This is a genomic window from Nonomuraea sp. NPDC050547, from assembly GCF_044457345.1.
Lineage (GTDB): Bacteria > Actinomycetota > Actinomycetes > Streptosporangiales > Streptosporangiaceae > Nonomuraea.
The window spans coordinates 1-21,895 of record NZ_JBITGW010000033.1 but is presented as its reverse complement, the minus strand read 5'-3'; the positions used below and the strand labels follow the sequence as shown (position 1 = coordinate 21,895).

Genomic DNA, 21,895 nt, shown 5'->3' with positions numbered 1-21,895 from the left:
ACACATGACCGCCGCCGATGTGCCGGATTCGTCCGAACCCGTCGTCCTGCCGGACGACCTGCTGCCCGGTGCCGAAGCCACGGAGCCGGGACTGCTCGACACACTCCGCCACGGCGGCTGGTCGATCTGCGCGACCGCCATCCCGCTCGTGGCCCTCGAACAACTCACCCGCGAGGCGACCACCACGCTCGCGCCGGACATCAGGGACTACTTCGGCATCTCCGCCGCCTTCCTCACCGCGATGGCCGGGCTGGCGGGCGTCGCGCTGACGGTCGGCGGCATCCCCATGGCGTGGCTGGCCGACCGGGTCAACCGCAAGCATCTCGTGGTCGCCTCCGGCGCGCTGGGCACGTTCGCGCTGACGCTGGCCGGCCTGGCGCAGGACACCTGGCAACTGCTCGTCGCCTACCTGCTGACCGGCGTCGCCGCCGCGTACTCCAACCCGGTCTTCCTGTCGATGTTGTCCGACGCCTACCCGGTTCAGGGGCGCGGCCGGATCCTGTCGCTGCACGCCATGGCCACTCCGCTGGGACAGGCGCTGGGCCCGGCCCTGGCCGGCGGGGTCGCCGGGCTGGTGGGCGGACCGCAGGCGTGGCGGTGGGCCTACTTCGCACTGGCCGTGCCGTACGCGCTGGCCGCCCTCGCCGCGGCCGTCTTCCTGAGGGAGCCCGGCCGCGGCCGGGCCGAGCACCAGCTGTTCTCCGGTACGGCGGGCCCGCCGGTCGGGATCACGCAGGCGTTCCGCCAGATGATGCGGGTGAAGACCTTCGTCCACATGTGCGTGGGCATCGGCGTCCTGGGCCTGGCGCTGGCCACGCTCCCTCTCCAGATGTCGATCCTGCTGGGCGACGAGTACGGGTTCGACGCCTCCGCCCGCGGCGTCGTCTTCTCCCTGGCCCAGATCCCGGTCATCGCCGCGATGATCATCACCGGGCACCACTTCGACCGTTCCTACCGGCGCCATCCCGAACGGATCATGCACCTGGCCGGCTTCGCCATGCTCGCCTTCGGCGTGCTTGTCCTGGCCGGCGTCTGGTTCCCCTCGGTCTGGCCCCTGCTCACCTTCTACGTGCTGGCCTGCATGTGCAGCGGCGTCGCCCTCACCGCGGTCAACCCGCTGATCGCCTCGGTCACCCCGCCCCGGGTGCGGACCCAGGCGTTCGCGATCCTGCCGGTGTTCACCTTCCTCATGGGCGGCTTCCTCGGGTCCGTCTTCGCCGGATTCGTCGCCGACTCCTTCGGGCCGCGCATGGCGCTGACGGTGGTCATGCCGATCTCGGCGTTCGCCGCCGGATACGTGTTCCTCCACAGTGCCCGCTTCCTGCGGCCGGACATCGCCGCGGCGCTGTCCGAACTCACCAGAAAGGCGTGACAGCATGTTCGACCTGTCAGGCAAGGTCGCCGTGGTCACCGGCGCCAGCTCCGGCATCGGGGCGGAGATCGCCCGCGCGGCCGGCGCGGCGGGCGCCCGCGTGGTCCTGGCCGGCCGCTCCGAGTCCCGGCTGGAGGAGGCCGCGAAGGCGGTGACCGCCGCCGGGGCCGACGCGGCCACCGTGGCCGTGGACCTGCGCGCCGACGACGCGCCCGACGCGATCGTCGCGGCGGCGCTGGCCCGGTTCGGCCGGATCGACGTCCTGATCCACTCGGCCGGCATCTACACCCAGGCATCCCTGGCGGAGACCACCGACGAGGTGTTCGACGACCAGTGGACGATCAACGTGCGGGCGCCCTTCCGGCTCACCCGGGCGGTCCTGCCCCACCTCGGCGACGGCGCCTCGATCATCTTCGTCTCCTCCATGTCAGGACATGTCGGCTCGCCCGGCGACAGCGCGTACTGCGCCTCCAAGGGCGCCGTGGAGCTCATGGTCAAGGCCCTGGCCACGGAGCTGGCGCCGGCGGGGATCCGGGTCAACGCGGTCGCGCCGGGAAACGTGCACACCCCGATCAACCGGGAGCTGATCACCACCGAGGTGGAGCGGGAGATCGTGGCCGCCACCCCGGCCGGGCGCATCGGGCTGGTGCACGACATCAGCCCGGCGGTCGTGTTCCTGGCCTCCGACGCCGCGGCGTACGTGGTCGGCGCGAGCCTGCCCATCGACGGCGGCTTCATCGCCCAGTAGCTGATTTCTAGGAGTTTGGCATGACCCGTTTTCCCAGTGGCGTCGGATCCGCCGACTGGCACCGCGAACTCGACCGGCTGGAGCTGGTCTCCCGATTCCCCGAGACCGCGCGCAACCTCTTCGACGAAGGCCCGCACCTGGTCTCGACACCCGATCTGCCCTGGGGAGATGCGGTCCGCGAGGCGTCGGTGGAGGCGTATCGCCGCTTCATTCACGGTGAAACCTGGATCACCGGGGGCGGCGCGCGCGAGATGGAAGCCGAGATCGTGCGGTGGATGGGCCGCCTGCTCGGCGCCGAGGAACCGGCCGGTTTCGTGACGTCCGGCGGCTCGGAGTCCAACATGTGCGCCATCCTGACCGCCAGGCAGCTGTCCGGGCGCCGTACCGGAAGCGTCGTCTATCCCGACAACGGCCACTACTCCCTGCCCAAGCTGTGCGCGATGTTCGGCCTCGACCCGGTGCCCGTCCCCGCTCCCGCCGAGGGGCTGCACCTGGTGGACCCGGCCGCGATCGAGGCGGCGATCCGCCCGGACACCGTCGCCCTGATCGCGACCGCCGGCACGTGGGCGTACGGCAGCGTCGACCCGATCGAGGCGATGAGCGAGATCGCGCGCAGGCGGGGCCTTTACCTCCACGTCGACGGCGCGTTCGGCGGCTACATCCTGCCCTTCCTGGAGCGTTCCGGCTACGACCCCGGCATCCCGCCCTGGGACTTCCGCCTGCCCGGCGTGTGCTCGATCAGCGCCGACCTGCACAAGAACGGCATGGCCCCGCCGCCGGCCGGGACGTTGTTCTTCCGTGACGCCTCCCTGCTCGCCGCGGCGAAGGAGATCTGCCCGCCCAACGGCACGATGTCCGGCACCCGCGGCACCGGGCCCATCGCGGGCGCCTGGACCATGGTCAAGCTCCTGGGCGAGGCCGGGTACACCGCCGTCTCCCTGGCGTCGATGGCCATGCGCGACGAACTGGCCGCAGGCGTGGGCGAGATCGACGGCCTGAGCGTGTATCCCGGGTCGCGGATCAACATGTCGCTCATCCACTCCGGCACCCTGGACCTGCGGCCGGTGGCCGACGAGCTGCGGGCGCGCGGGTGGATGTTCGCCGCCCGCGCGGTGCCCGCCCCGGTCGGCATCGTCGTGGTGCCCATGCCGCACAACCATGGGCAGATCCCCCACTTCCTCGACGATCTCCGCGATGCGGTACGGCTGGCCGTACCGCTGAACGGCGACGCGGACGAGGCCGAGCGAGAGAGCGTGTCCAGCTATGGCTTCTGAAGCCTCCCTGCGGGTGTCGGTGGACATCGGCGGGACCTTCACCGATCTGGTGGTGGAACGCGAGGCCTGCCTGCGCCTGTTCAAGTCGCCGACGGTGCCGGACGACCCGGTGCTCGGCATCCTGAACGTCCTGGGCATGGCCGCGGCGGCCGACGGCCTGCCGCTGGAGGCGTTCCTCGGCCGGGTGGAGACGTTCGTGCACGCCACCACCCGCGGCCTGAACGCCGTCCTCACCGGCACCACGGCCCGGACGGCGCTGCTCACCACCGCCGGTCATCCGGACATCCTGCTGCTGCGCGAGGGCGGCAGGCGGGACCCGTTCGACTTCACCACGCCCTTCCCCGAGCCGTACGTCCCCCGCTCGCTCACCTTCGAGGTGGACGAACGCGTCTCGGCCACCGGCGCGGTCCTGCGGCCGCTCGACGTGGCGGAGCTGGAACGCACCTGCGACCGGCTGATCGAGGCGGAGATCGAGGCGGTCGCGGTCTGCCTGCTGTGGGCCACGGTCAACCCCGAGCATGAACGGGCCGTGGGCGAGGTGCTCCGGCGCCGGCTGCCCGGGGTGCCGCACACGCTCTCCCACGCGCTCAACCCGTCCCTGCGCGAGTACCGCCGGGCCTCCTCGGCGGCCATCGACGCCTCGCTCAAGCCGTTGATGAGCGCCTACTTCGACGGGCTCACCGCACGGCTGCGCGCGGCCGGGCTGACGGGCCGGGTTCTGATGGTCACCTCCGTCGGCGGCGTCGCCGACGTGGACGACGCCATCGCCATGCCGATTCTCACGATCAACTCGGGCCCGTCGATGGCGCCGGTGGCCGGGCGCGCCTACGCCTTCACCGATCTGGGCGCGGACGAGGTGATCGTCGCGGACGCGGGCGGCACCACCTACGACGTGACGCTGGTGCGCAAGGGCGAGATCCCCTCGACCCGCTCGGCGTGGGTGGGCGCCGAGGGCACCGGGCACATGACCGGCCTGGCGTCCATCGACGTCAAGAGCGTCGGCGCGGGCGGCGGCAGCATCGCCTGGGTGGACTCCGGCGGCCTGCTGCACGTCGGTCCGCACAGCGCGGGCTCGGTGCCGGGCCCCGCCTGCTACGGGCGCGGCGGCACCGCGGCCACGGTGACCGACGCCGCGCTGGTGCTGGGCTACCTGGACCCGGACTCCTTCTCCAACGGCTCGATGACCCTGGACCCGGCCGCCGCCGTGGCCGCGGTCACCCGGGACGTCGCCGGGCCGCTCGGGCTCGATCCGGTCGGCGCCGCCCAGGCGATCCTGGAGCTGACCACCGAGCAGATGGTCCGCGCCATCGAGGAGATCACGCTGCAGCAGGGCATCGATCCCGGCCGCGCCGTCCTGGTCGGCGGGGGCGGCGCCGCCGGGCTCAACGCGGTCGCGGTGGCGAGCCGCCTGGGCAGCCGCAGCCTGGTCGTCCCCGCGGTGGGCGCCGCCCTCGCCGCGGCGGGCGCGCTCATGTCCGACCTCACCGCGGTGTACTCCGCCACGGTCCCGGCCGTGACCAGCTCCTTCGACACCGGGAAGGTCAACCTCGCGCTCGCCGGCCTGCTCGGCCGCTGCCGGGAGTTCGTCGCCAGGATGCCGGGCTCCGGCGCCTCCATCACCCTGTACGCCGAAGCGCGCTACCCGCAGCAGATCTGGGAGCTGGAGGTGCCGTTGCGGGTGCGCGCCTTCGAGCCCGGCGACGTCGGGGAGTTCGAGACCGACTTCCACGCCATGCACCGGCAGATCCTCGGCATCAGCGACGAGGCCTCGCCGGTGGAGGTGGTGAGCTGGGACGCGAGGGTACGCGTCGCGCTGCCCGGCTCCGGGGGCACGCTGACGACCCGGCTCACCGATCCGCGGCGGCCGTCGGTACGGCGGGCCTTCGTGACCGGTCACGGCATGGCCGACGTTCCCGTACGGCCCCTGGCCACGATCGCGCCGGGCGAACGGGTGCCGGGACCGGTGCTCATCGAGTCGCCGTTCACCACGGTGGTGATCGCCGACACCATCAGCACGGCGGAGCTGGGCCCCTCCGGCTCCCTGATCATCAACAGAGGTGACGCCGCATGACCAGTGTGGAAGCGCCAGCGCCGGGCCGTACCGGGGAGAGGCTGGACGGAGCCCGGCTCGCGGTGCTCAGCCACCGCTTCGAGGCCATCGTGCGCCGGATGTCGAACACTCTTGCCCGGTCGGGACGCTCCGGCGTGCTGAACACCGCCAGGGACTTCTCCTGCTGCGTGCTCACCGCGGCCGGCGAGGTGCTGATGACCGGCGACAGCCCGCCGATCCACGTGATGGGCGGCCCGGACCTGCAGGCCCGGTCGATGCTGGAGTTCTATCCCCGGCCCCGGGCCGGTGACGCCTTCCTGCACAACTCGCCCTACCACGGCAACACGCACGCGGCCGACCACTCCATCCTCGTGCCGGTCATGGACGCCGACGGCGTGCACCGCTTCACCGTGCTGGCCAAGGCCCACCAGGCGGACTGCGGCAACTCGGTGCCCACCACCTACATGGCCAGCGCCCGCGACGTGTACGAGGAGGGGGCGCTGATCTTCCCGGTCGTCCGGGTGCAGGACGCCTACGCCGACTGCGCGGACATCCTGCGCATGTGCGAGATGCGCATCCGGGTGCCCGAGCAGTGGCGCGGCGACTACCTCGCGGTCCTGGGCAGCGCCCGCATCGGTGAACGCGCGCTGCTCCAGCTCGCCGACGAGGTCGGCTGGGACACGCTGACCGGATTCGCCCGCGACTGGCTCGACTACGGCGAAGCCCGCATGGAGGCGGCGATCCGCGCGCTGCCCGCCGGCGTGGCCACCACCGCGACCCGGCACGATCCCTTCCCCGGCGTGCCCGACGGCGTGCCGATCCAGGCCACGGTCGCCGTCCGGCCGGAGGCGGGCATCATCGAGGTCGATCTGCGCGACAACCCCGACTGCGTGCCGTCCGGCCTGAACCTCAGCGAGGCGTCCTCGCGTACGGCGGCGCTCATCGGCGTGTTCAACAGCATCGACCACACCGTCCCGCACAACCAGGGCAGCTTCCGCCGCGTGCGGGTGCGCCTGCGCGACAACTGCGTCGTCGGCATCCCCCGCCACCCCTTCAGCTGCTCGGTGGCCACCACGAACCTGGCCAACCGGGTGGGCAACATCGTCCAGCGCGCGATGGCCGAGATCGGGGCGGACATGGGGCTGGCGGAGGTCGGCTCCGGCATGTCGCCGTCCGAGGCCGTCGTGTCCGGCACCGACGAGCGTACCGGCGCCCCCTTCGTCAACCAGATCTTCATCGGCCCAAACGGCGGCGCCGGCGGACCGGCCGCCGACGGCTGGCTGACCATGAGCGACCTGGGCAGCGGTGGCACGCTGCTGCTGGACAGCGTGGAGATCGACGAGCTCAAACAGCCGATCGTCATCCACCGGCGGCGGCTGGCGCCCGACACCGAAGGAGCGGGCCGGCATCGCGGCGCCCCGGGCCTGGAGGTCGAGTACGGCCCGCTCGGCGGCACGATCGCGGCCATCTACGCCAACGACGGCTCGATCAACCCGATGATGGGCGCCAGAGGCGGCCTGCCCGGCGCGCCCTCGGCCCAGCTCAAGCGGGAGCGCGACGGGACGCTGCGCCCGGTGGACATCTGCGGCCCTGTCCACGTCGAGGACGGCGAGCGGCTGCTCGCCCGCACGAGCGGAGGCGGCGGGTACGGTCCCCCGCACACCCGCGCGCCCGGGGCGGTCGCCCGCGACGTGCGCGAGGGCTGGATCACGGCGGCGCGGGCACGCGAGGTCTACCTGGTCGCCCTCGACGCCGACGGTCACCCGGACCCGGACGGCACGGCCCGCCTGCGCGCCCGTCAGGCGTCCTCGACGGCGTAGAGGGTTCCTCGACGGAGGAGAAGGACGTGGTGGTGAGGCCGACGGGCAGGCCGTCGCTCTGGGCGGTGATGACCACGACGCCGCCGGCGTGCACGGCCAGCGCCCGCCTGAACTGGTGGGCGGCGATGGAACGGCCGGGCAGCGGGTCGGTCATGCGGGCGAGCTCGTTCTGTCGGGGTGACCGAAGGTGGGCGTTGGCTTGATCACGAGGGATTCCTCACGAGAGTGGGCATGCTCGCGCAGGGGGACGCGGAGAAGGAGGAGTCGTCGGTGAGGTGGCTACAGGTCCGTGATCAGCGACACCGGGCGCTGGCGACGTGACCGTGGTCGACGTGCGAGCGCCTGGTCAGCGGGAAACCCTGGCTCATACCAGCGACGCTAGGCCGGGATCCCTTAAGTCCAATATTTCCTACTTGCTTATAGGGCTATATCCCTGTCTGCTTTGCTGTCGCCATGACCACAGCACGCACGCCAGACGCCAGGTCTGCCGGACACCTCACGATCGGTGGCGACCTCGACCTCACCCGGATCGGCTATGGCTGCATGAAACTGACCGGCTGGCCGCAGGGCGCCCGGCGGCCGGATCACGACACCGCGCTCGCCGTCCTGCGTCGTGCGGTGGAGCTCGGGGTCGGCCACCTCGACACCAGCTACTACTACCGCCGCGACGGTGTGGCCGCCAACGACCTCATCCGCGAGGCGCTGCACCCGTACCCGGCCGGCTTGGTGATCGCCACCAAGGTCGGGCCGATCATGGAAGGCGAGGAGGACCGCGCGCCCGGCACGCGCGTCGGGCTCACCCCCGACGGGCTGCGCCGCGCCGTCGAGGCGAACCTGTCATCGCTGGGAGTCGACCGGCTCGACCTGGTGAACCTGCGGATGGACGGCGCCGTCACACCCGAGGAAGGCTCCATGGAGCCGGCGCTCAAGACGCTGTCCGGCCTGCGGGACGAGGGAATGATCCGGCACCTCGGCATCTCCAACGTGTCAGCGCCCCAGCTGGCCCAGGCGCAGGCCATCGCGCCGATCGTGTGCGTGCAGAACCTGTACAACGTCGGCCGCCGCCGGCACGAGGCCATGGTGGACTCCTGCGCGCGGGCCGGGATCGCGTTCGTACCGTTCTTCCCCATCAGCGAGTTCGACGAGGCCGTGACCGCGCGCCTGGCCAAGGTCGCCGCCCGGCACGACGCGACCGTGCCGCAGGTCGCGCTGGCCTGGCTCCTGGCCCGGTCGCCGTCGATCCTGGTGATACCGGGCACCGGGTCGGTCGCGCACCTGGAGGAGAACATCGCCGCCGCAGATCTGCGGCTGAAAGCCGAGGACCTCGCCGAACTGGCCGGCTAGTTGTTCCGTCCTCAGAGGTTGGGTACGCGGCCGGCCGCCGAGTGCCGTGTGTCCGCGGTGGTGATGGTAGGTGTGAAGCCGTTGCGGGAGTGCTTGGCGGCGTTCGATCCTGGCGGGCAGGGACGGCGGGGTCCAGCCGGCGTGCCTGACCATCTAACCCAGGGCCAGGGCCGAAGGCGCGCAGGGCGCGGAGTGCAGTACCCGCGGCTGCGTGCCATCCTGGCCCCGCACGAGGAGGCGGCCCGCGAGCAGATGCGCGCCTTCCTGGAACGGGCCGCCCGCGGCCCGCGGGCGCGCGCCCGCGACTACGTGGCCCGCGTCGACGGCCTCATCTTCGACCGCCTCATGGGCGGCGCCGACGCCCCGGAGCCGCCGCCGCGCCTCCCAGAACCGCATGGACCGTCCCGGCGCCTCAACCTTCGGTCTGCTGACCGACGACCTCGGCACCTGCCACGCCCGCGCCGTCACCGCCGGCGCGACCGAGGCCGTCGCCCCGCACGACCCCGACGGCATGCCCCGCTGCTCGGCCGTCCGCGACCCGAGCGGCAACTGGATCTGGCTCTACCAGGCCTGACGGGAGGTCCTGGTGCTCGATCAGGTAGGCCATGGCCAGCGTTTCCACGAGTTCGGCCGGGCCGTCGCGCAGGCCCAGCACGTTGAACGCCCATACCGCCTGGGCCCGTGCCGCCTCCCGGCCGGCCCATCGGCGCCGGTCGGCGAGGAGGCCGGCGATCGTGAGCGACGGGCGCACGATGAGCTGTTCGGCCGCCACACGCAGGTTCAGCGGGAGATATCCGCACTGCCGTGTCAGGCGGGCGGCGGCCTCGGGTTCCGCGGCGACGCGTCCGGCACCGGCGGCGGCCGCCAGCAGGTCGGCGGATTCGGCGGCGGTCAGCGGGCTCAGGGCCAGGTGGTGGGCACCGTCGCGGGCGACCAGACCGCCCAGGCGGTGCCGGCTGGTGACCAGGACGAGGCATCCGGCGTTGCCGGGCAGCAGGGCGCGGACCTGGTCGGTGGTGGCGGCGTCGTCCAGCAGGACGAGCAGGCGCCGCTCGCCGATCAGGCTGCGCAGCAGGGCGGCCCGCTCGCCCACCTCGGCGGGCAGGTGCCGCAGGTCCGGGGCGAGCGCACGGAGGAAGCGGGCCTGCGCTTCTGCGGGCGGCATCGGGCCGGCGCCGGAACCGCGCAGGTCGACGTGCAGCTGGCCGTCCGGGAACCGGCCGGCCACGCGGTGCGCGAAGTGCACCGCCAAGGCGCTCTTGCCGACGCCGGCCACTCCGTCGATCACCGCGATCGCGACGGCGTCGCCCGCGTCCGGCACGAGGGCCGCCAGGCGGGCGAGCTCGGAGGAACGGCCGGTGAAGCCCGCCACGTCATGCGGCAACTGGGCCGGGCGCCGCCACGCGGGCGGATCGGCCACGGCCAGTTCCCACAGCGCCACCAGCCGCGCGGTGTCCCCGCGGCACGCCTGGCTGATGGCCTCGACGGCCTGCCGGGAGGGCAGCAGCTTGCCGTTGAGGTAGCGCTCCAGTGAGGACTTGCTGCAGTGCGTACGCGCCGCCATCTGGACCAGCCCCAGACCGGAGGCGGCCTTGAGAACACGCAGTTCCGCCGCGAGTCTGCGGCCGTGCAACCCGTCCACCACTTCTAGCCCCTCGCGAAGTGGGCGTAGGCATCGACGTCGACACTCACCTGTCCGGTCCCCTCGTTCTTCAGCACCACCGACCCGTCGGCGCGCACGGCGGCGGTGGTGAAGCCGACGGCGTCCTTGCCCGCCGGATACGCGACCACCCGCGAGGTCGCGGGCCCGCTCTGCGGCACCACCGAGACGACCCCGGCCGCCGCGCCCCTGGCGGCGACGGTCAGCCCGACCGCCGTGACGCCGGCGAACCGCAGCGTCCTGGTGCCGCCCGCCGGAATCTCCAGCGCCCTGGCCGCGGGCGCAGGGCGGATCGCCTTGACGACCGAGGCCCGTTGCCCGGCGGTGTAGTAGCCGGCGACGTCCACGGAGATCTCGACGTTGTCGAAGCCGAGGTTGTGCACGTTGATCTTCCCGTCGGGGCCGGGCCTGACGATCGTGTGGAACTGCGTGGCGACGCCCGCCGGGTAGTCGGCGTTGGCCTCGGCGGGGAAGGCGTCACCGGCGGCGTAGACGCGCATCGTGCCCGTCGAGGGGCTCTTCAGGATGACCGTGAGCGCGACCTGGGCCACGCCGGTCGCGGGCAGTCCGGGCATGGCGGCGGTGGACAGCTGGTGGTTGCCCCACGCGGGGACGACGGTGCGGTCGGCCACCCGCGCCGGCGTGATCGGGACGTAGGTGCCGCCCACGAAGGCCGCCGCGCGGTCGAGGGTGTGACCGTGCGCGTCGAGCGTCACCCTGACCGCACCCGCGCCGCGGTTGACGACCTTGACCTTCCCGTCCGCGCCGACCCTGGTGATGATCATCGTGGACGCGAAGCGGGTGTGGTCGTAGGCGAGGACCTTTCCGTCCGGTTCCTGCTCGTTCGAGGCGTGTACGGCCAGCGCCCCCGACCCGAATCCCTCGCCCTTGGCGCTGACGTTGAGCGAGATGGCCCGCAGACCTTCGGCAGGCAGTCCGGCCACGCCCGCGACCTGAACGGCCATAGCGGAGTTCGCGCTGATCTGGACGTTGTCCAGGAGCCTGCCGCGGGAGTGGAAGTACTGGTCGGGTCCCGGCCGGGGCGTCGCGTCCAGGGCGGCGTCATCGAGCTGGAGGCGGGGCGTGGTGGCGCCCGGATAGCTGATGGCCCGCCCGCTCTCCTTCAGCTTGGCCTCCAGAGCGGCGGGGCCGAGCCCGGGGAAGGCCTGGCCCAGGACGGCGAGCGCGCCGGAGACGTGCGGGGCGGCCATGGAGGTGCCGCTCATCGGCGCCCAGCCGTTCCCCGGCACCGAGGAGATGATGTCGCTGCCCGGGGCGAGGAGGTCCAGGAGCGGGCCGCGGTTGCCGAAGGAGGACAGGGTGTCGGCGTCGGTGGTGCTGCCCACGGCGATCGCCGAGGACACGCAGGCCGGAGCGGTGATCGCGTCCGGGTAGGCGTCGTTGCCCGCGGCGACCACCGTGGCGACGCCCGCGGCGAGCAGGGTGTCGATGACGGCCTTGCGGGGGTCGCCGTCGCAGGGTGCGGTGTGCCGGCCGGCGCCCAGGCTCAGGTTGGCCGCGACGATGGGCAGCGTCTGCTTCAGCGCCTGGACCTTCTCCAGCCCGGCGAGCTGGGCGCTGGGGAAGCTGAGCACGCATGGCGCGCGGCCGGAGCCGCAGAAGTCGTCGGAGTCGAACCTGCTGAAGATCTGGATGGCCACGATGCCCGCTCCGGGCGCCACACCGCTGCCGTCGTCGCCGTCGAGCCCCTCGCCGTCACCGGCGACGATCCCGGCCACGTGCGTACCGTGCGAGCAGTCGAGCAGTTCGTCGGCGCACTGGCCGCTCTCGGCGTCGGCGGAACCCGCGCCCTCCTGCCGGGCGGCGCCGTTCGGGCACAGGCTGGAGGCGGAGTAGTCGAAGTCGGCGGGCGAGAAGCACGCCTCCGCCACGACCCGGCCGCCCAGGAACGGATGCCCGGCGGCGACCCCGGTGTCCAGCACGGCCACGACGCCGCCCGCGCCGGTCAGCCCGGCCGCCCTGGTGCGGTCGCCGCCGATCAGCGGAACGCTCCGCCCGAGAACCGGAGGCGCCGGCCGGTCCTCGGACACGCTGACCACGCCCGGCAGGCCGGTCAGCCGCCGGAGCCCCGCCTGGCCGGTACGCAGGGTGACCACGGGCAGGCGCGCCAGCGTCTGGAGCACCTGCCCGGTCCCGGACGCGGCGGCCAGATCGGCGCGTTCCCTCGTCACCACGTTGACCCGCAGCTCGGCTCCCGCGGCGAGCCGCGCGGCCAGTCCCGGCTCCACCCACGGTCGCTCCGCCGCGTTCGACGTGCCGGCCGCCACGGTGATCGAGGACAGCAGGAACGCCACCGCGACGATGGCTAATCGCCTCATGAGCCTCTCCTTCGCGGCGCAGGGCACGCTGCTCGTGCGCACTGTAGGCGGGCCCTGTTGCCACGCGGTTGCCGGCGACGTCAGCGGCCCTCGCGGCTGCCGATCCGGCCGAAGATGGCGCTCGACTCCCGGCGGGCGGCGCCGGCCCGGGCGGCTTCGCCGTACCGGTGCTCCAGGTGGGCCAGGACGGTGAGCGTGCGGGCACGCCACAGCGGGAGCTCCAGCGCCTCCCAGAGGGTGAGCGACGCCGACAGCGCGACCCTGGCCTCGGCCGTCGCGCCCTGCTCCAGGCGGAGTTCGCCGAGCGTGCGCAGGCCAAGCGCGCGGCCGAAGCGGTCGCCCTGGCCGGCGAAGACGCGCAGGCTCGCCTGGAGTGCCCGCTCGGCCTGCGGGAGGTCGCCCACGCGGATCCGGATCTTGGCCAGCGACTGGTCGGCGTAGGCGGCGCCGTGCGGGTCGGCCAGGGCGGTGAACAGTCGGCGCGACTCCCGCGTCCTGGCCGCCGCGGGCGCGTACTCGCCCCTGGCCCGGTGCACGAGACCGACGCTGCGCTGCAGCAGCGCCTCGCCGCGCCGGTCGCCGATCTTCTGGTACGCCCGCAGCGCCCGCCCGAGCAGCCACAGGGCCAGTTCGTCGTCGCCCCGCTCGCGTTCCACGAAGCCGAGCATGTAGACGGCGTGCGCGTGCCCGGCCAGGTCGCCGAGCGAGGCGAAGATCGACGCCGCCTCCAGCAGGTCGGACTCCCCCTCCGCGAACCACCCGCCCTCGGCCCGTACGGTCCCCAGCCCGGACAGGGCGGCCGCCAGATGCCGCCGGTCGCCGAGCCGCTGGAAGGCGCGCCTGGCCTCCTCGTAGGCGGCCACGGACTCGGCGAAGCGGTCCTGGGCGAAGCGCATCCGGCCCAGCCCCAGCATCACCAGCCCCTCGCCCTCAAGATCGCCGGTCCGCCCGACGGCCTCCTGGCCGCCGGAGCGCCCGCCGAGGCGGGGGTCGCCGCGCAGGATGTCCAGGCGCAGCCGTACCAGAGCGGGACCGGGGTCGAGCCCGAGCTCCCCGGACAGCCGCGCGCGGACCCGCTCGAAGACGTCGAGCGCCTCGGCGACGCGCCCGGAACGATACAGCGCGAGCATCAGCAGCCCGGCCGGCCGCTCACGGGCCGGGTCGGCCGCCACCTCCTCGGCCAGCGCGCCGAGAACCTGCCGGTGGCGCCCGAGCCGCAACGACGCCTCGGCAAGATCTTCGAGCGCCTCGCGCCGCGCCTCCTCCAGCCTGACGCAGAGCAGGTCGCGCGCCCCGCCGACCGCCGCCTCGTCGAGGGCGGGACCGCGCCACAGGTCCAGCGCCTGCCGCAGCAGCCCGGCCTTCTCCTCGTCGTCGAGGCTGGCGGCGGCCTGTTCCCGCAGTACGGCGAAGCGATGCGTGTCCACCGCCATGGGGTCGATCCGCAACCCGTAGCCGGACCCGGCGGCAAGAACCTCCACGTCGCTCCCGGCGAGCAGCCCACGCAGCCGGGACACGAGCACCTGAACCTGCCTGCGCCCGCCCTGCGGCGCCCCGTCCGGCCAGAACGCCTCGGCCAGCCGCTGCAGCGGAACCATGCGGTTGGCCGAAAGGGCCAGCACGCCGAGCAGCAGCCGCTGCTGACGCCTGGGCAGCGCCACCGGCGCCCCCGCGCGCCGGAACTCGACCGGACCGAGCAACAGGACGCCGTCACGTGGTGACTTGATCACCTGTCCATGATTGACCGGGCGTCGAGTAATGACGTCAACGGATATTCAACCGAGACGAATCCCACTATTTCCCGAAAAAACCTTAGCGTGTCCGAGGCACGGCCGATATGCGAATGATACGGATCAATGTTCGGGGAATGGGGTACGTCACCTTCCGTCATGGATCATCGCCGTAGAGGCGACTGATGAGCTCCTCAACGCTCGATGCGATGTGCACCCATTCCGGAGATCCGGAGAATCTCAGGTGGAGCACCCTCGGAACCGTGGATGTGGCTCGATAGTCCAAGGCGATGGGCATGTCCGGGCCCAGGTCGCCGATCACAATGGAGAGGGACGGCTCGATGCCGACGCTTCGCCCCTCGACCGGTGACCCGTAGACATCCTCGGTGCCAGAGCGCTGCCAGAATTCGTTCTGTCGTTTCATGTCGGGCAGGTCATAGAAATAGGGGTGGTCCGGCTCTGCTCCGAAAACGTCCAGATAGACGCGCTCACATGGTGGCGGCACCCACCTGCCCGCCCTGATCAGCGCGATCAGAGCGGGCGGAAGTGGAAGTCCTCCTATCAGGAGGTCCGTCACTGAGGTTGGCTCCATGCTTCGAGGCCCGTGGCCCTTCGGAGCGCGGCGAGGATCGGCTCCCGGAATTCCATCGGCGCTTCTAGTTCTCCATGGTGACGCATGTTGACGCCCAGTGACCTCCAGCCTACTTCGAGACCTCCGTTTCGCACGAACGCCGTGAAGGCGACCGTGTCGCGGGATCCGTCGAAGAACTCCATGTTGGTGGGCCTATGCCCGCCGTTGCGAGCGACAAGGGCATGGGGGCCGCTGCTGAGCCGCGCCACCAAACGGCCTGTGCCGGGATCGAACACACCGCTGAATGCATAGCCCTCTTGCATGATGGTCGCGGAGGCCCGGTTGTGCGGAAGGGACTGATCCGTTGAGATCACCCTGAGGTCGCTGACTTCACAGTTGTGGACGAGTGCGGACGTCGCGCCGGCGAGAACGTAGTAGGTGTGGAGGTCGGCGACGGTGAGGTTGTGCACTCGGGCCTGGGCGCTCCAGGCCCTGACCGCGGTGATCTGGACGTAGGTGCCGGCGGCGGTGCGCAGGAGCTGGCCCGGCCGCAGGTCCTTGGCGTCGCGCCAGGCCTTCTCGTTCTCCACCCAGAAGGGATGACCTTCTGTGGCGATGATGTCCCCGGAGACCACGGTGATGGTGACGAGGTTCTTGACGCCTTCGCCGACGATGGTGGCGGTGACGTCCTTGGCTTCGGTGCGGCCGGTTTCCGGGTCGGTGGCCAGGACCTTGTCACCAAGGTTGAGCTGGTCTATGCGTCTACCGGAGCCGTCGGCGAGCAGGACCTTCGTGGACGGAGCGAAGCTGTTGGACGTGCAGGAACCACCGCCCGAGCCACGCGATGCCGCCCGGGGATTCTTGCTGCGTTTCGCGGCGCGGGCCATCAGCCCGTCGATGGCGGCGATCCTTTTGTTGATCTCCTCGATTCTGGCGTCGAGCTGTTCGATGGCCTGCCGCGCGGCCTTGACGGCGCCTTGGACCTTCTTGTAGATCTTGATGCCCATCCGGACCCTGGTGGAGAGTTTCCAGATCAGGCCGCCGATTTTCTTGGCGGGCACCACTTCGAGGAGCAGGCTGACGCACTTGCCCACGCTGCCGCTGAAGCAGCCCTTGATGTCTTCGATCTTGAGGAAGTCTTTGATGAAGCCGATGCCGGCGGCTTTCAAGGCTTCGAGTACCGCGTTCCGCTTGGCGATCTGCTGTTGCTGCCGACGCTCGTTCTCCGCGTTGTCACGCCCGGATTCCAGGCCCTTCTTGGCCCTGTCGAAGTCGCAGGGGCCCTCGCAGTCGTCGTCGTCCAGCTGGTCGTCTCTGCAGGGGGGATCGAGGGACTTCGTGCAGGCGATGCCGCTGCAGCAGGGGGCCATGCCGGTCGGGTCGGACAGGGTGACGGGGTTGTTGCTGGCGTAGTTGTAGCCGTTCATCTGCTGCGAGTCGCCCATCTGGATGAGGGGGTCGACGGAGATGAAGCGGCCGGTGACGGGGTCGTAGCCGCGGGCGCCGAGGGTGGTCAGGTCGGTGCTGTCGTCGGTGATGCCGCCGACGAAGCCGCGCTGGTGTTCCTGGGGCCATTCGCCCTGGGCACCGCGTAAGCGGCCGAAGGGGGCGTAACGGCGCTGGCCCAGGGCTCCGGTTTCGGCGTTGATGGCCAGTTCGGAGCTGCCCTGGTGGTCGCCGATGAGGTAGGTGACCCCGGCGGTGGTCCGCATGGCGTTGCCGACGAAGCGGCGCGCGGTGGTGGCGGTGGCGCCCTTGGCCAGGTGGACTTCCAGGCCGGGCAGGTACAGGGTGGTGCCGTCCTTGTCGCGCCGGATGAGGCGCTCGCCGTCGGCGGTGTGAAGGAAGCGGGTTTCGCCCTTCTTGTCGTCGTTGACCTGGGTGAGTTCGCCTTCGGCGTCCCAGGTCAGGGTCTGGTTGCCGCCCTGGGTGTGGCGTTCTGTGGTGTTGCCGGAGGCGTCGTAGGCGTAGGAGGCGGCTCCGGAGACGGTGGTGAGTCGGTGGGCCTTGGCCGGGTCGTAGGCGTAGGTGCGGTCGGACTGCCGGGCGCCGCCGGAGGGGCCGGTGCCGTAGAGGGACTCGCTGCGGCGGTTGCCGGTGTCGTCGTAGGTGTAGGCGGCCCGGTAGGGGGCGGGGCCGCCGATGGTGGTGTCCGCGCCGGTCTCGGCGCACGGCGTGTCGTCGGGCTGGGTCCAGGCCTCCGACAGGCGCGACAGCTCGTCGTAGCGGAAGCACTGGTTGTCGACGCCGTCGCGGGAACTGTCCTTGACCTGGGTGATGTTCCCGGCGGGCTGGTAGGCGTACTGGGTGCTGCGGTCGGTGCCGGGCATGCCGAAGTGCCAGGTGGTGGCCTTGGCCAGGCGGCCGGTGCCGAACTCGTAGTCGAAGGTCTGGTCGATCTGCTTTCCGGCGGCGCCGGACCGCATGCGCAGGCCGATGAGCCTGCCGGTCTTGGTGTAGTCGGTGCCGATCAGATAGGTGGACAGCTGGGACTTGGTGGAAACCAGGCGGCCGAGGTCGTCGTAGGTGTAGGCGATGTTCTCGGCGGGCAGGCCGCCGGCGGCGGGGCTGCTGCTCGCGGCCACGCTGCCGTCGAGGTTGTAGCCGGTGTCGAAGACGTAGCCGCCGGCCGGCGCCAGGGCCCCTTCGCCCGCGGGGAGCGTCACCCTGGTGCGCTGGGGGCGGTCCAGGTTGTCGTACTCCTCCACCTGCGTGGTGTAGCTGTCGTTGCCGACGATGCGCGAAGAGCTGGTCAGCTGGCCCTTGCGCACGGTGTCGTACACCCATTCGGCGATCTTGGTGCCGGGTGCGGAGGTGGTGGCGTCGTACTTGGCGATCGGGCGGCCCAGGCCGTCGTACTGAATGCCGATCTTGTGGTTGCGGGCGTCGGTGGTGAGCACCGGCCGGTCGAGGTCGTCGTAGGCGACCTTTTCCACGCCGCGGTCGGGATCGTCGCTCCGCACCCGGCGGCCGAGCAGGTCGTAGGTGTAGGTCCAGACCTGGTTGCCGGGACCGGTCACCGAGTCCGGCCGGCCGAGGTGGTTGTAGCCGAACTTCGTGACGACCGGTCCGGCCGCGCGGTGCTGGTGCACTTCGCGGGTACGGCCGTGCACGTCGGTGTAGGTGGTCACCGGGGTACCGCCGGACGGCGGGATGACCTTGGTCCAGTCGTCGCCGTACTCGTAGCGGGTGCTCCACAGCTCGTTGGCCGCGCCGTCGCTGTTGCCGGACAGCAGCCGTTCGGTGAGCAGCCGGCCGCGGCCGTCGTAGGTGTTCCAGAGCTGGCTCTCCACCGCGCCCACGACCGCCGCGCCGAACCGGGCGGGTCGCGGGTCGCCTTCGGCGTAGTAGGGCGCGAAGGTGTAGTGGACCTGCCCGGCCCCGTTGTAGACGGTGTCGGAGATGATCCGGCCCTTGGTGCCGCCGCTCTTGCCGGGAGCCTGTGACTGCCGTGGCCGCAGCCAGCCGTCGAACAGCGTGAAGGAGAGTTGCTGGCCGCCGTCGTTGGTCAGCGTCCTGGCGCCCACGGCCACGATCGCGCCGGGGTTCATCAGGTACTGGTACTCGTTGTCGGGAACCTGACTCTTCGTACGGCCGGGCCCCCAGACCTTCGAGGTGCGCCCCAGCGCGTCACGGTCCGCGATGGTCGTCTTGCCGCTGGGATTGGTCTCCCGGATCGCCAGGCCCCACGCCGGATCCAGCACCCTTGTGGTGCTCATGGCCGATTCTGGGTCACCGGCCCTGGCCCGCGGAGTGGTCGAGGTCACCTCGGTGGTGACGCCGTGCGGTTCTGAGTAGTCGGTGGAGGAGATCAGCCCGGCGGCGTCGGTCACGGTCTTCGGCCGGCCCAGGACATCGTAGCTCGACCGGGCCATCACCTGGTAGGAGGTGATCGCGGTCGCGGTGGCCGCGACGGCCCGCTCGGTCTTGGTCACCTCGCCGTGCGCGGGCGCCGCCTTGAACGCCTTGTCGTCGTAGTAGCTGCGTACGTCGGCGACCAGGTCGGTGGTCAGGTTCGGCGTGTCGGCGCAGCGCCGGGCCACCGTGATCACCCGGGCCGCCAGCCTCAGCACCCGCGACCCGTCGGCGGTCAGCTCGGTCCTGGTGCATTCCTCGTCACCGGGGACGCCGACCTCGCCTTCGTCGTCGATGGCCAGCGCCGCGCCGTTGGTGAGGTCGAAGTCGGTCACGGTGGAGCGGGTCTGCTGCCAGGAGGAGCCGGCCTGGGCGAAGGTGCGGGTCGTCTTGGTGCCGGTGAGGTTGGCCGTCATCGTGCCCCACGGCCGGGACTTGCTGGCGGTCTGGTGGTGCCATGGGCTGGTGACGGACTTGCTGACCGCCGCGCCGTCCACCTTGTCGTAGGTGACGGTGCGCAGGGTCATGCCGTGCAGCGACTCGTGGTCGATGGGGTTGCCGCCCTCGCCGTCCGGGAGGGTGACGTTTTTGGTGCCGCCGGAGGGGCCGGCGCGGTCGCCGTGCATGCCCTGGAAGAACCAGTGGTCGGTCTGGGATGGCGTGCCGCCGCTGGCCTGGCTGGTCGCGCCGCTGATCACGCGGACCCGGTCGTAGCCGCGCCAGTTCGACCACGTCTTGTACTTCTGCGGGGTGATGCCGTCGTCGTCGGCGTAGTGCCAGGCGGGCCGGCCGATGCTGTAGTCGTAGCGGGTGACCATGTCCGAGCCGCCGCCGGTCAGGTCGGTCTGGATCAGCGCGCGCACCACGTACTTGTGGAACCAGTCCAGGCTCGGGTCGGCCCCGCCGTTGGCGTTCTGCCAGAACGTGGGGAAGCAGCGGCGCCGGTTGGTCGCCGGTTCGGGCAGGTCGGAGGGGGTGCAGTCCGTCTCCGAGTAGGTGATGTCGAGCTTGCCGCCGGTCTCGTTCTGGATGGCGGCCACGCGTTCCTTGATGAACGGGCCGACGTCGTCGCCGAGTTCGTCCACCCGGTTGGCCAGTTGCTGGTAGACGAAGCTGACCGGCGGCGTGGTGATCGGCGCGGGTCCGGCGTGCCCGGTGTGGGCGATGTCGGTGAGCTTGAGCTGCCGGTCCACGTCGGCGATGCCCCACAGGTGCTTGAACTGCCACGAGTCCACCTCGCGGTGGCCGGTGCCCGCCGGGTTGACGACCTTGGTGGTGACCTTCGTCAGCCGCTTGCGGGTCCAGAAGCTCGGCGTCGCCGTACCCTTGCCGTCCTTGCACTCGGTGCCCTGGTCGCAGTTCATGTCCCAGGGCACGTCCGGCCAGCGGGCCGGGTGGGCGCCGATGTCGCCGCATTCGTCGGCCAGGCAGCGTTCGGCGTTGGTGAACTCGACCACGGCCGGAGGCGTGGCCGGGAAGAGGTCGCCACCGCGCAGGCCGTACTGGATGGAGGTCAGGTAGCCGCCGCGGGTGTAGGGGGTGTCGTCGGCGGCGCGCAGGTTGCGGCCGTAGTGGTTCTTCTCCTTGGCGTAGTAGAAGGTGACGGCGTTGCCGCGCGTGTCCTCGATGTAGTCGAGGTTCCACCGCCAGCCCTGCGCGCACCAGGAGTCCTTGAAGGCGTCCTTGTGGCACGGCTCGCCGCTGTCGTTGCCGAAGACCGGCACGTCCCAGGCGGCGTTGGTCTGCGGCTTGCCGGAACTCCAGCCCGGCAGGCGGTTCTTGCCGAAGTAGTACCGGGTGCCGTCGGGGGTGGTCACCCGCCAGTGCTCGTTGTCGTCGTCGCCGTTGCCGGTGTCGGCGTCGGTGCCGGTGAGCCGCTGGACCTTCGTCCCGTTGTCCTTGGCCAGCACCCAGGAGTCGGCGCCGGTCGGGATGAGCTCGCCGCCCGATCCGCCCAGGGAGAGCGTGGCGTTGTCGTAGGCCCAGCACTGGTCCATCGGCTCGACCTGGTAGGTCGGGTCCTTCGGCACGCCGTCGTCCTTGCAGGACTTGTACTTGCGCTCGATGTACCCGGGCGACAGCTCGAAGCCGTCGCCGGCCCACGAAGCCTGGTTGTTGCTGCTCACCGTGCGGCCGTCGATGGCCGCCGAGGAGTAGTTGACCGCCAGGTTCGGCACCAGCCCACCCGGCACCGGCGGCACCCGGAGCGGGTAGGACCAGGAGAAGTCCCCCGACTGGGCGCTGACCTGCCACGTGGACGACGGCGAGAGCGAGGTGACCCCGAAGTCGCCCTTGTCGCCCGCCGCCGCGGACGTCACGGCCAGAACCATCGGCTCGGCGCCGAGGTCCACGTCCACGCTGAGCGTCCTGGCCGCGCTGTCGTTACGCCCCTTCAGCGGTACGGCCCGCCGGCACTCGGCCCGGTCCGGGCTGGTCAGGGCGCACGCGGGCAGCGCCGCCAGGCGCATGCGGGAGCCGAAGCCGCCTCCGTAGGCTTCGGCGAAGGGCGCGTAGTCCACCGTCATCGTCACCTTGCCGGATGGCCCGGCGGTGCGGGCCGCGGTGATGATCGGGCCGCTGACGCCGGCACGCTGTGAGGCGGCGCGGTCGTGGGTCTGGATCTTCACCCGTCCGGTGGACGACGGGCCGGCCGGTGCGGCCGCCACCGCGCCGGCCTTGCGGGCCGTGACGGCGGCCGCCGCCAGGTCGACCTCGGCCGTGGCCGGCGCGGGCCAGTTGACGACCGGGTCGGGCGCCTTCGGCTCGCTGATCCGGGGCTTGACCGCGGCGGATCTGCCGGGCACGACCCATTCCCTGTCCACGGGTTTGGGCCGGTCGCGCTCGGAGTCGGCGATGGCCGAGCGGTAGGTGGGCGGGACGAAGAGCAGTCCCGCCGTGAGCACCAGGGTGAGCGCCGCCCGGAGCGTCCGGGATAAGGACGCGCGACGGCGGCGTGCGGCATGGACGCGCATGCCGTACCTCCAAACGAAGAGTGGGGGTGACGGGGTCGCCGCGGCGGCGCGGCGACCCCGTGGCAGGATGCTCCTATAGATGTCAAGCGGCGGATTCTTGATCGTTTTTGGTGATGATCTGGTAGAGCTCGCGGGCGATGTAGCGCTTGAGGCAGCGGAT

At 71.6% G+C, this 21,895-nt stretch carries 10 protein-coding genes and 3 pseudogenes; 8 read left to right on the top strand and 5 right to left on the bottom strand.

The window, feature by feature from the left end; translation table 11 throughout:
• The first annotated feature begins 4 nt into the window (after positions 1 to 4).
• From ACIBHY_RS51725 to ACIBHY_RS51690, 8 genes and pseudogenes are all read left to right on the top strand, one after another.
• Positions 5 to 1,372: an MFS transporter gene (locus ACIBHY_RS51725; protein ID WP_397310687.1), complete on the top strand. Its 1,368-nt coding sequence runs from the start codon at positions 5 to 7 to the stop codon at positions 1,370 to 1,372.
• A gap of 4 nt (positions 1,373 to 1,376) precedes the next feature.
• The gene (locus tag ACIBHY_RS51720; protein ID WP_397310686.1) at positions 1,377 to 2,120 is read left to right on the top strand and encodes an SDR family NAD(P)-dependent oxidoreductase; all 744 of its coding nucleotides are present in this window, start codon (positions 1,377 to 1,379) and stop codon (positions 2,118 to 2,120) included.
• A gap of 20 nt (positions 2,121 to 2,140) precedes the next feature.
• Entirely contained in the window at positions 2,141 to 3,394 is a 1,254-nt protein-coding gene (locus ACIBHY_RS51715; RefSeq protein ID WP_397310685.1) for an aminotransferase class V-fold PLP-dependent enzyme, read from the top strand.
• Positions 3,384 to 5,465 carry a hydantoinase/oxoprolinase family protein gene (locus ACIBHY_RS51710; RefSeq protein WP_397257219.1) on the top strand — a complete coding sequence of 694 codons (2,082 nt, stop codon included), beginning with the start codon at positions 3,384 to 3,386 and terminating at the stop codon, positions 5,463 to 5,465. The genes ACIBHY_RS51715 and ACIBHY_RS51710 overlap by 11 nt, the downstream gene beginning before the upstream one ends.
• Positions 5,462 to 7,264: a hydantoinase B/oxoprolinase family protein gene (locus tag ACIBHY_RS51705; protein ID WP_397310684.1), complete on the top strand. Its 1,803-nt coding sequence runs from the start codon at positions 5,462 to 5,464 to the stop codon at positions 7,262 to 7,264. The genes ACIBHY_RS51710 and ACIBHY_RS51705 overlap by 4 nt, the downstream gene beginning before the upstream one ends.
• 453 nt (positions 7,265 to 7,717) lie before the next feature.
• On the top strand, positions 7,718 to 8,608 hold the full coding sequence (locus ACIBHY_RS51700; protein WP_397310683.1) for an oxidoreductase: 891 nt from the start codon (positions 7,718 to 7,720) through the stop codon (positions 8,606 to 8,608).
• 63 nt (positions 8,609 to 8,671) lie between these two features.
• Positions 8,672 to 8,962, top strand: a pseudogene (locus ACIBHY_RS51695) (hypothetical protein); the annotation flags it as partial.
• 37 nt (positions 8,963 to 8,999) lie between these two features.
• Positions 9,000 to 9,182: pseudogene (locus ACIBHY_RS51690) on the top strand (VOC family protein); the annotation flags it as partial.
• A 192-nt stretch (positions 9,183 to 9,374) separates the two neighbouring features.
• Here the strand turns inward: ACIBHY_RS51690 and ACIBHY_RS51685 are convergent.
• The 5 genes and pseudogenes from ACIBHY_RS51685 to ACIBHY_RS51665 all read right to left on the bottom strand — a co-directional run.
• A pseudogene (locus ACIBHY_RS51685) lies at positions 9,375 to 10,250 on the bottom strand (helix-turn-helix domain-containing protein); the annotation flags it as partial.
• Positions 10,251 to 10,255: 5 nt separating this feature from the next.
• Positions 10,256 to 12,607: a S8 family peptidase gene (locus tag ACIBHY_RS51680; protein ID WP_397310682.1), complete on the bottom strand. Its 2,352-nt coding sequence runs from the start codon at positions 12,605 to 12,607 to the stop codon at positions 10,256 to 10,258.
• A gap of 80 nt (positions 12,608 to 12,687) precedes the next feature.
• Complete coding sequence (locus ACIBHY_RS51675) at positions 12,688 to 14,337, bottom strand: BTAD domain-containing putative transcriptional regulator (RefSeq protein ID WP_397310681.1); 1,650 nt, start codon at positions 14,335 to 14,337, stop codon at positions 12,688 to 12,690.
• A gap of 157 nt (positions 14,338 to 14,494) precedes the next feature.
• Positions 14,495 to 14,914, bottom strand: a complete 420-nt coding sequence (locus ACIBHY_RS51670; RefSeq protein ID WP_397310680.1) for an SMI1/KNR4 family protein — start codon at positions 14,912 to 14,914, stop codon at positions 14,495 to 14,497.
• The gene (locus ACIBHY_RS51665; protein WP_397310679.1) at positions 14,911 to 21,735 is read right to left on the bottom strand and encodes an RHS repeat-associated core domain-containing protein; all 6,825 of its coding nucleotides are present in this window, start codon (positions 21,733 to 21,735) and stop codon (positions 14,911 to 14,913) included. Before ACIBHY_RS51665 ends, ACIBHY_RS51670 begins: the two co-directional genes overlap by 4 nt.
• Positions 21,736 to 21,895 lie beyond the last annotated feature (160 nt).

Bases quoted from the DNA above. Each gene is read 5' to 3' on its own strand.
- ACIBHY_RS51725 (WP_397310687.1), top strand. From the start codon at position 5: ATGACCGCCGCCGATGTGCCGGATTCGTCCGAACCCGTCGTCCTGCCG.
- ACIBHY_RS51720 (WP_397310686.1), top strand. From the start codon at position 1,377: ATGTTCGACCTGTCAGGCAAGGTCGCCGTGGTCACCGGCGCCAGCTCC.
- ACIBHY_RS51715 (WP_397310685.1), top strand. From the start codon at position 2,141: ATGACCCGTTTTCCCAGTGGCGTCGGATCCGCCGACTGGCACCGCGAA.
- ACIBHY_RS51710 (WP_397257219.1), top strand. From the start codon at position 3,384: ATGGCTTCTGAAGCCTCCCTGCGGGTGTCGGTGGACATCGGCGGGACC.
- ACIBHY_RS51705 (WP_397310684.1), top strand. From the start codon at position 5,462: ATGACCAGTGTGGAAGCGCCAGCGCCGGGCCGTACCGGGGAGAGGCTG.
- ACIBHY_RS51700 (WP_397310683.1), top strand. From the start codon at position 7,718: ATGACCACAGCACGCACGCCAGACGCCAGGTCTGCCGGACACCTCACG.
- ACIBHY_RS51680 (WP_397310682.1), bottom strand. From the start codon at position 12,607: ATGAGGCGATTAGCCATCGTCGCGGTGGCGTTCCTGCTGTCCTCGATC.
- ACIBHY_RS51665 (WP_397310679.1), bottom strand. From the start codon at position 21,735: ATGCGCGTCCATGCCGCACGCCGCCGTCGCGCGTCCTTATCCCGGACG.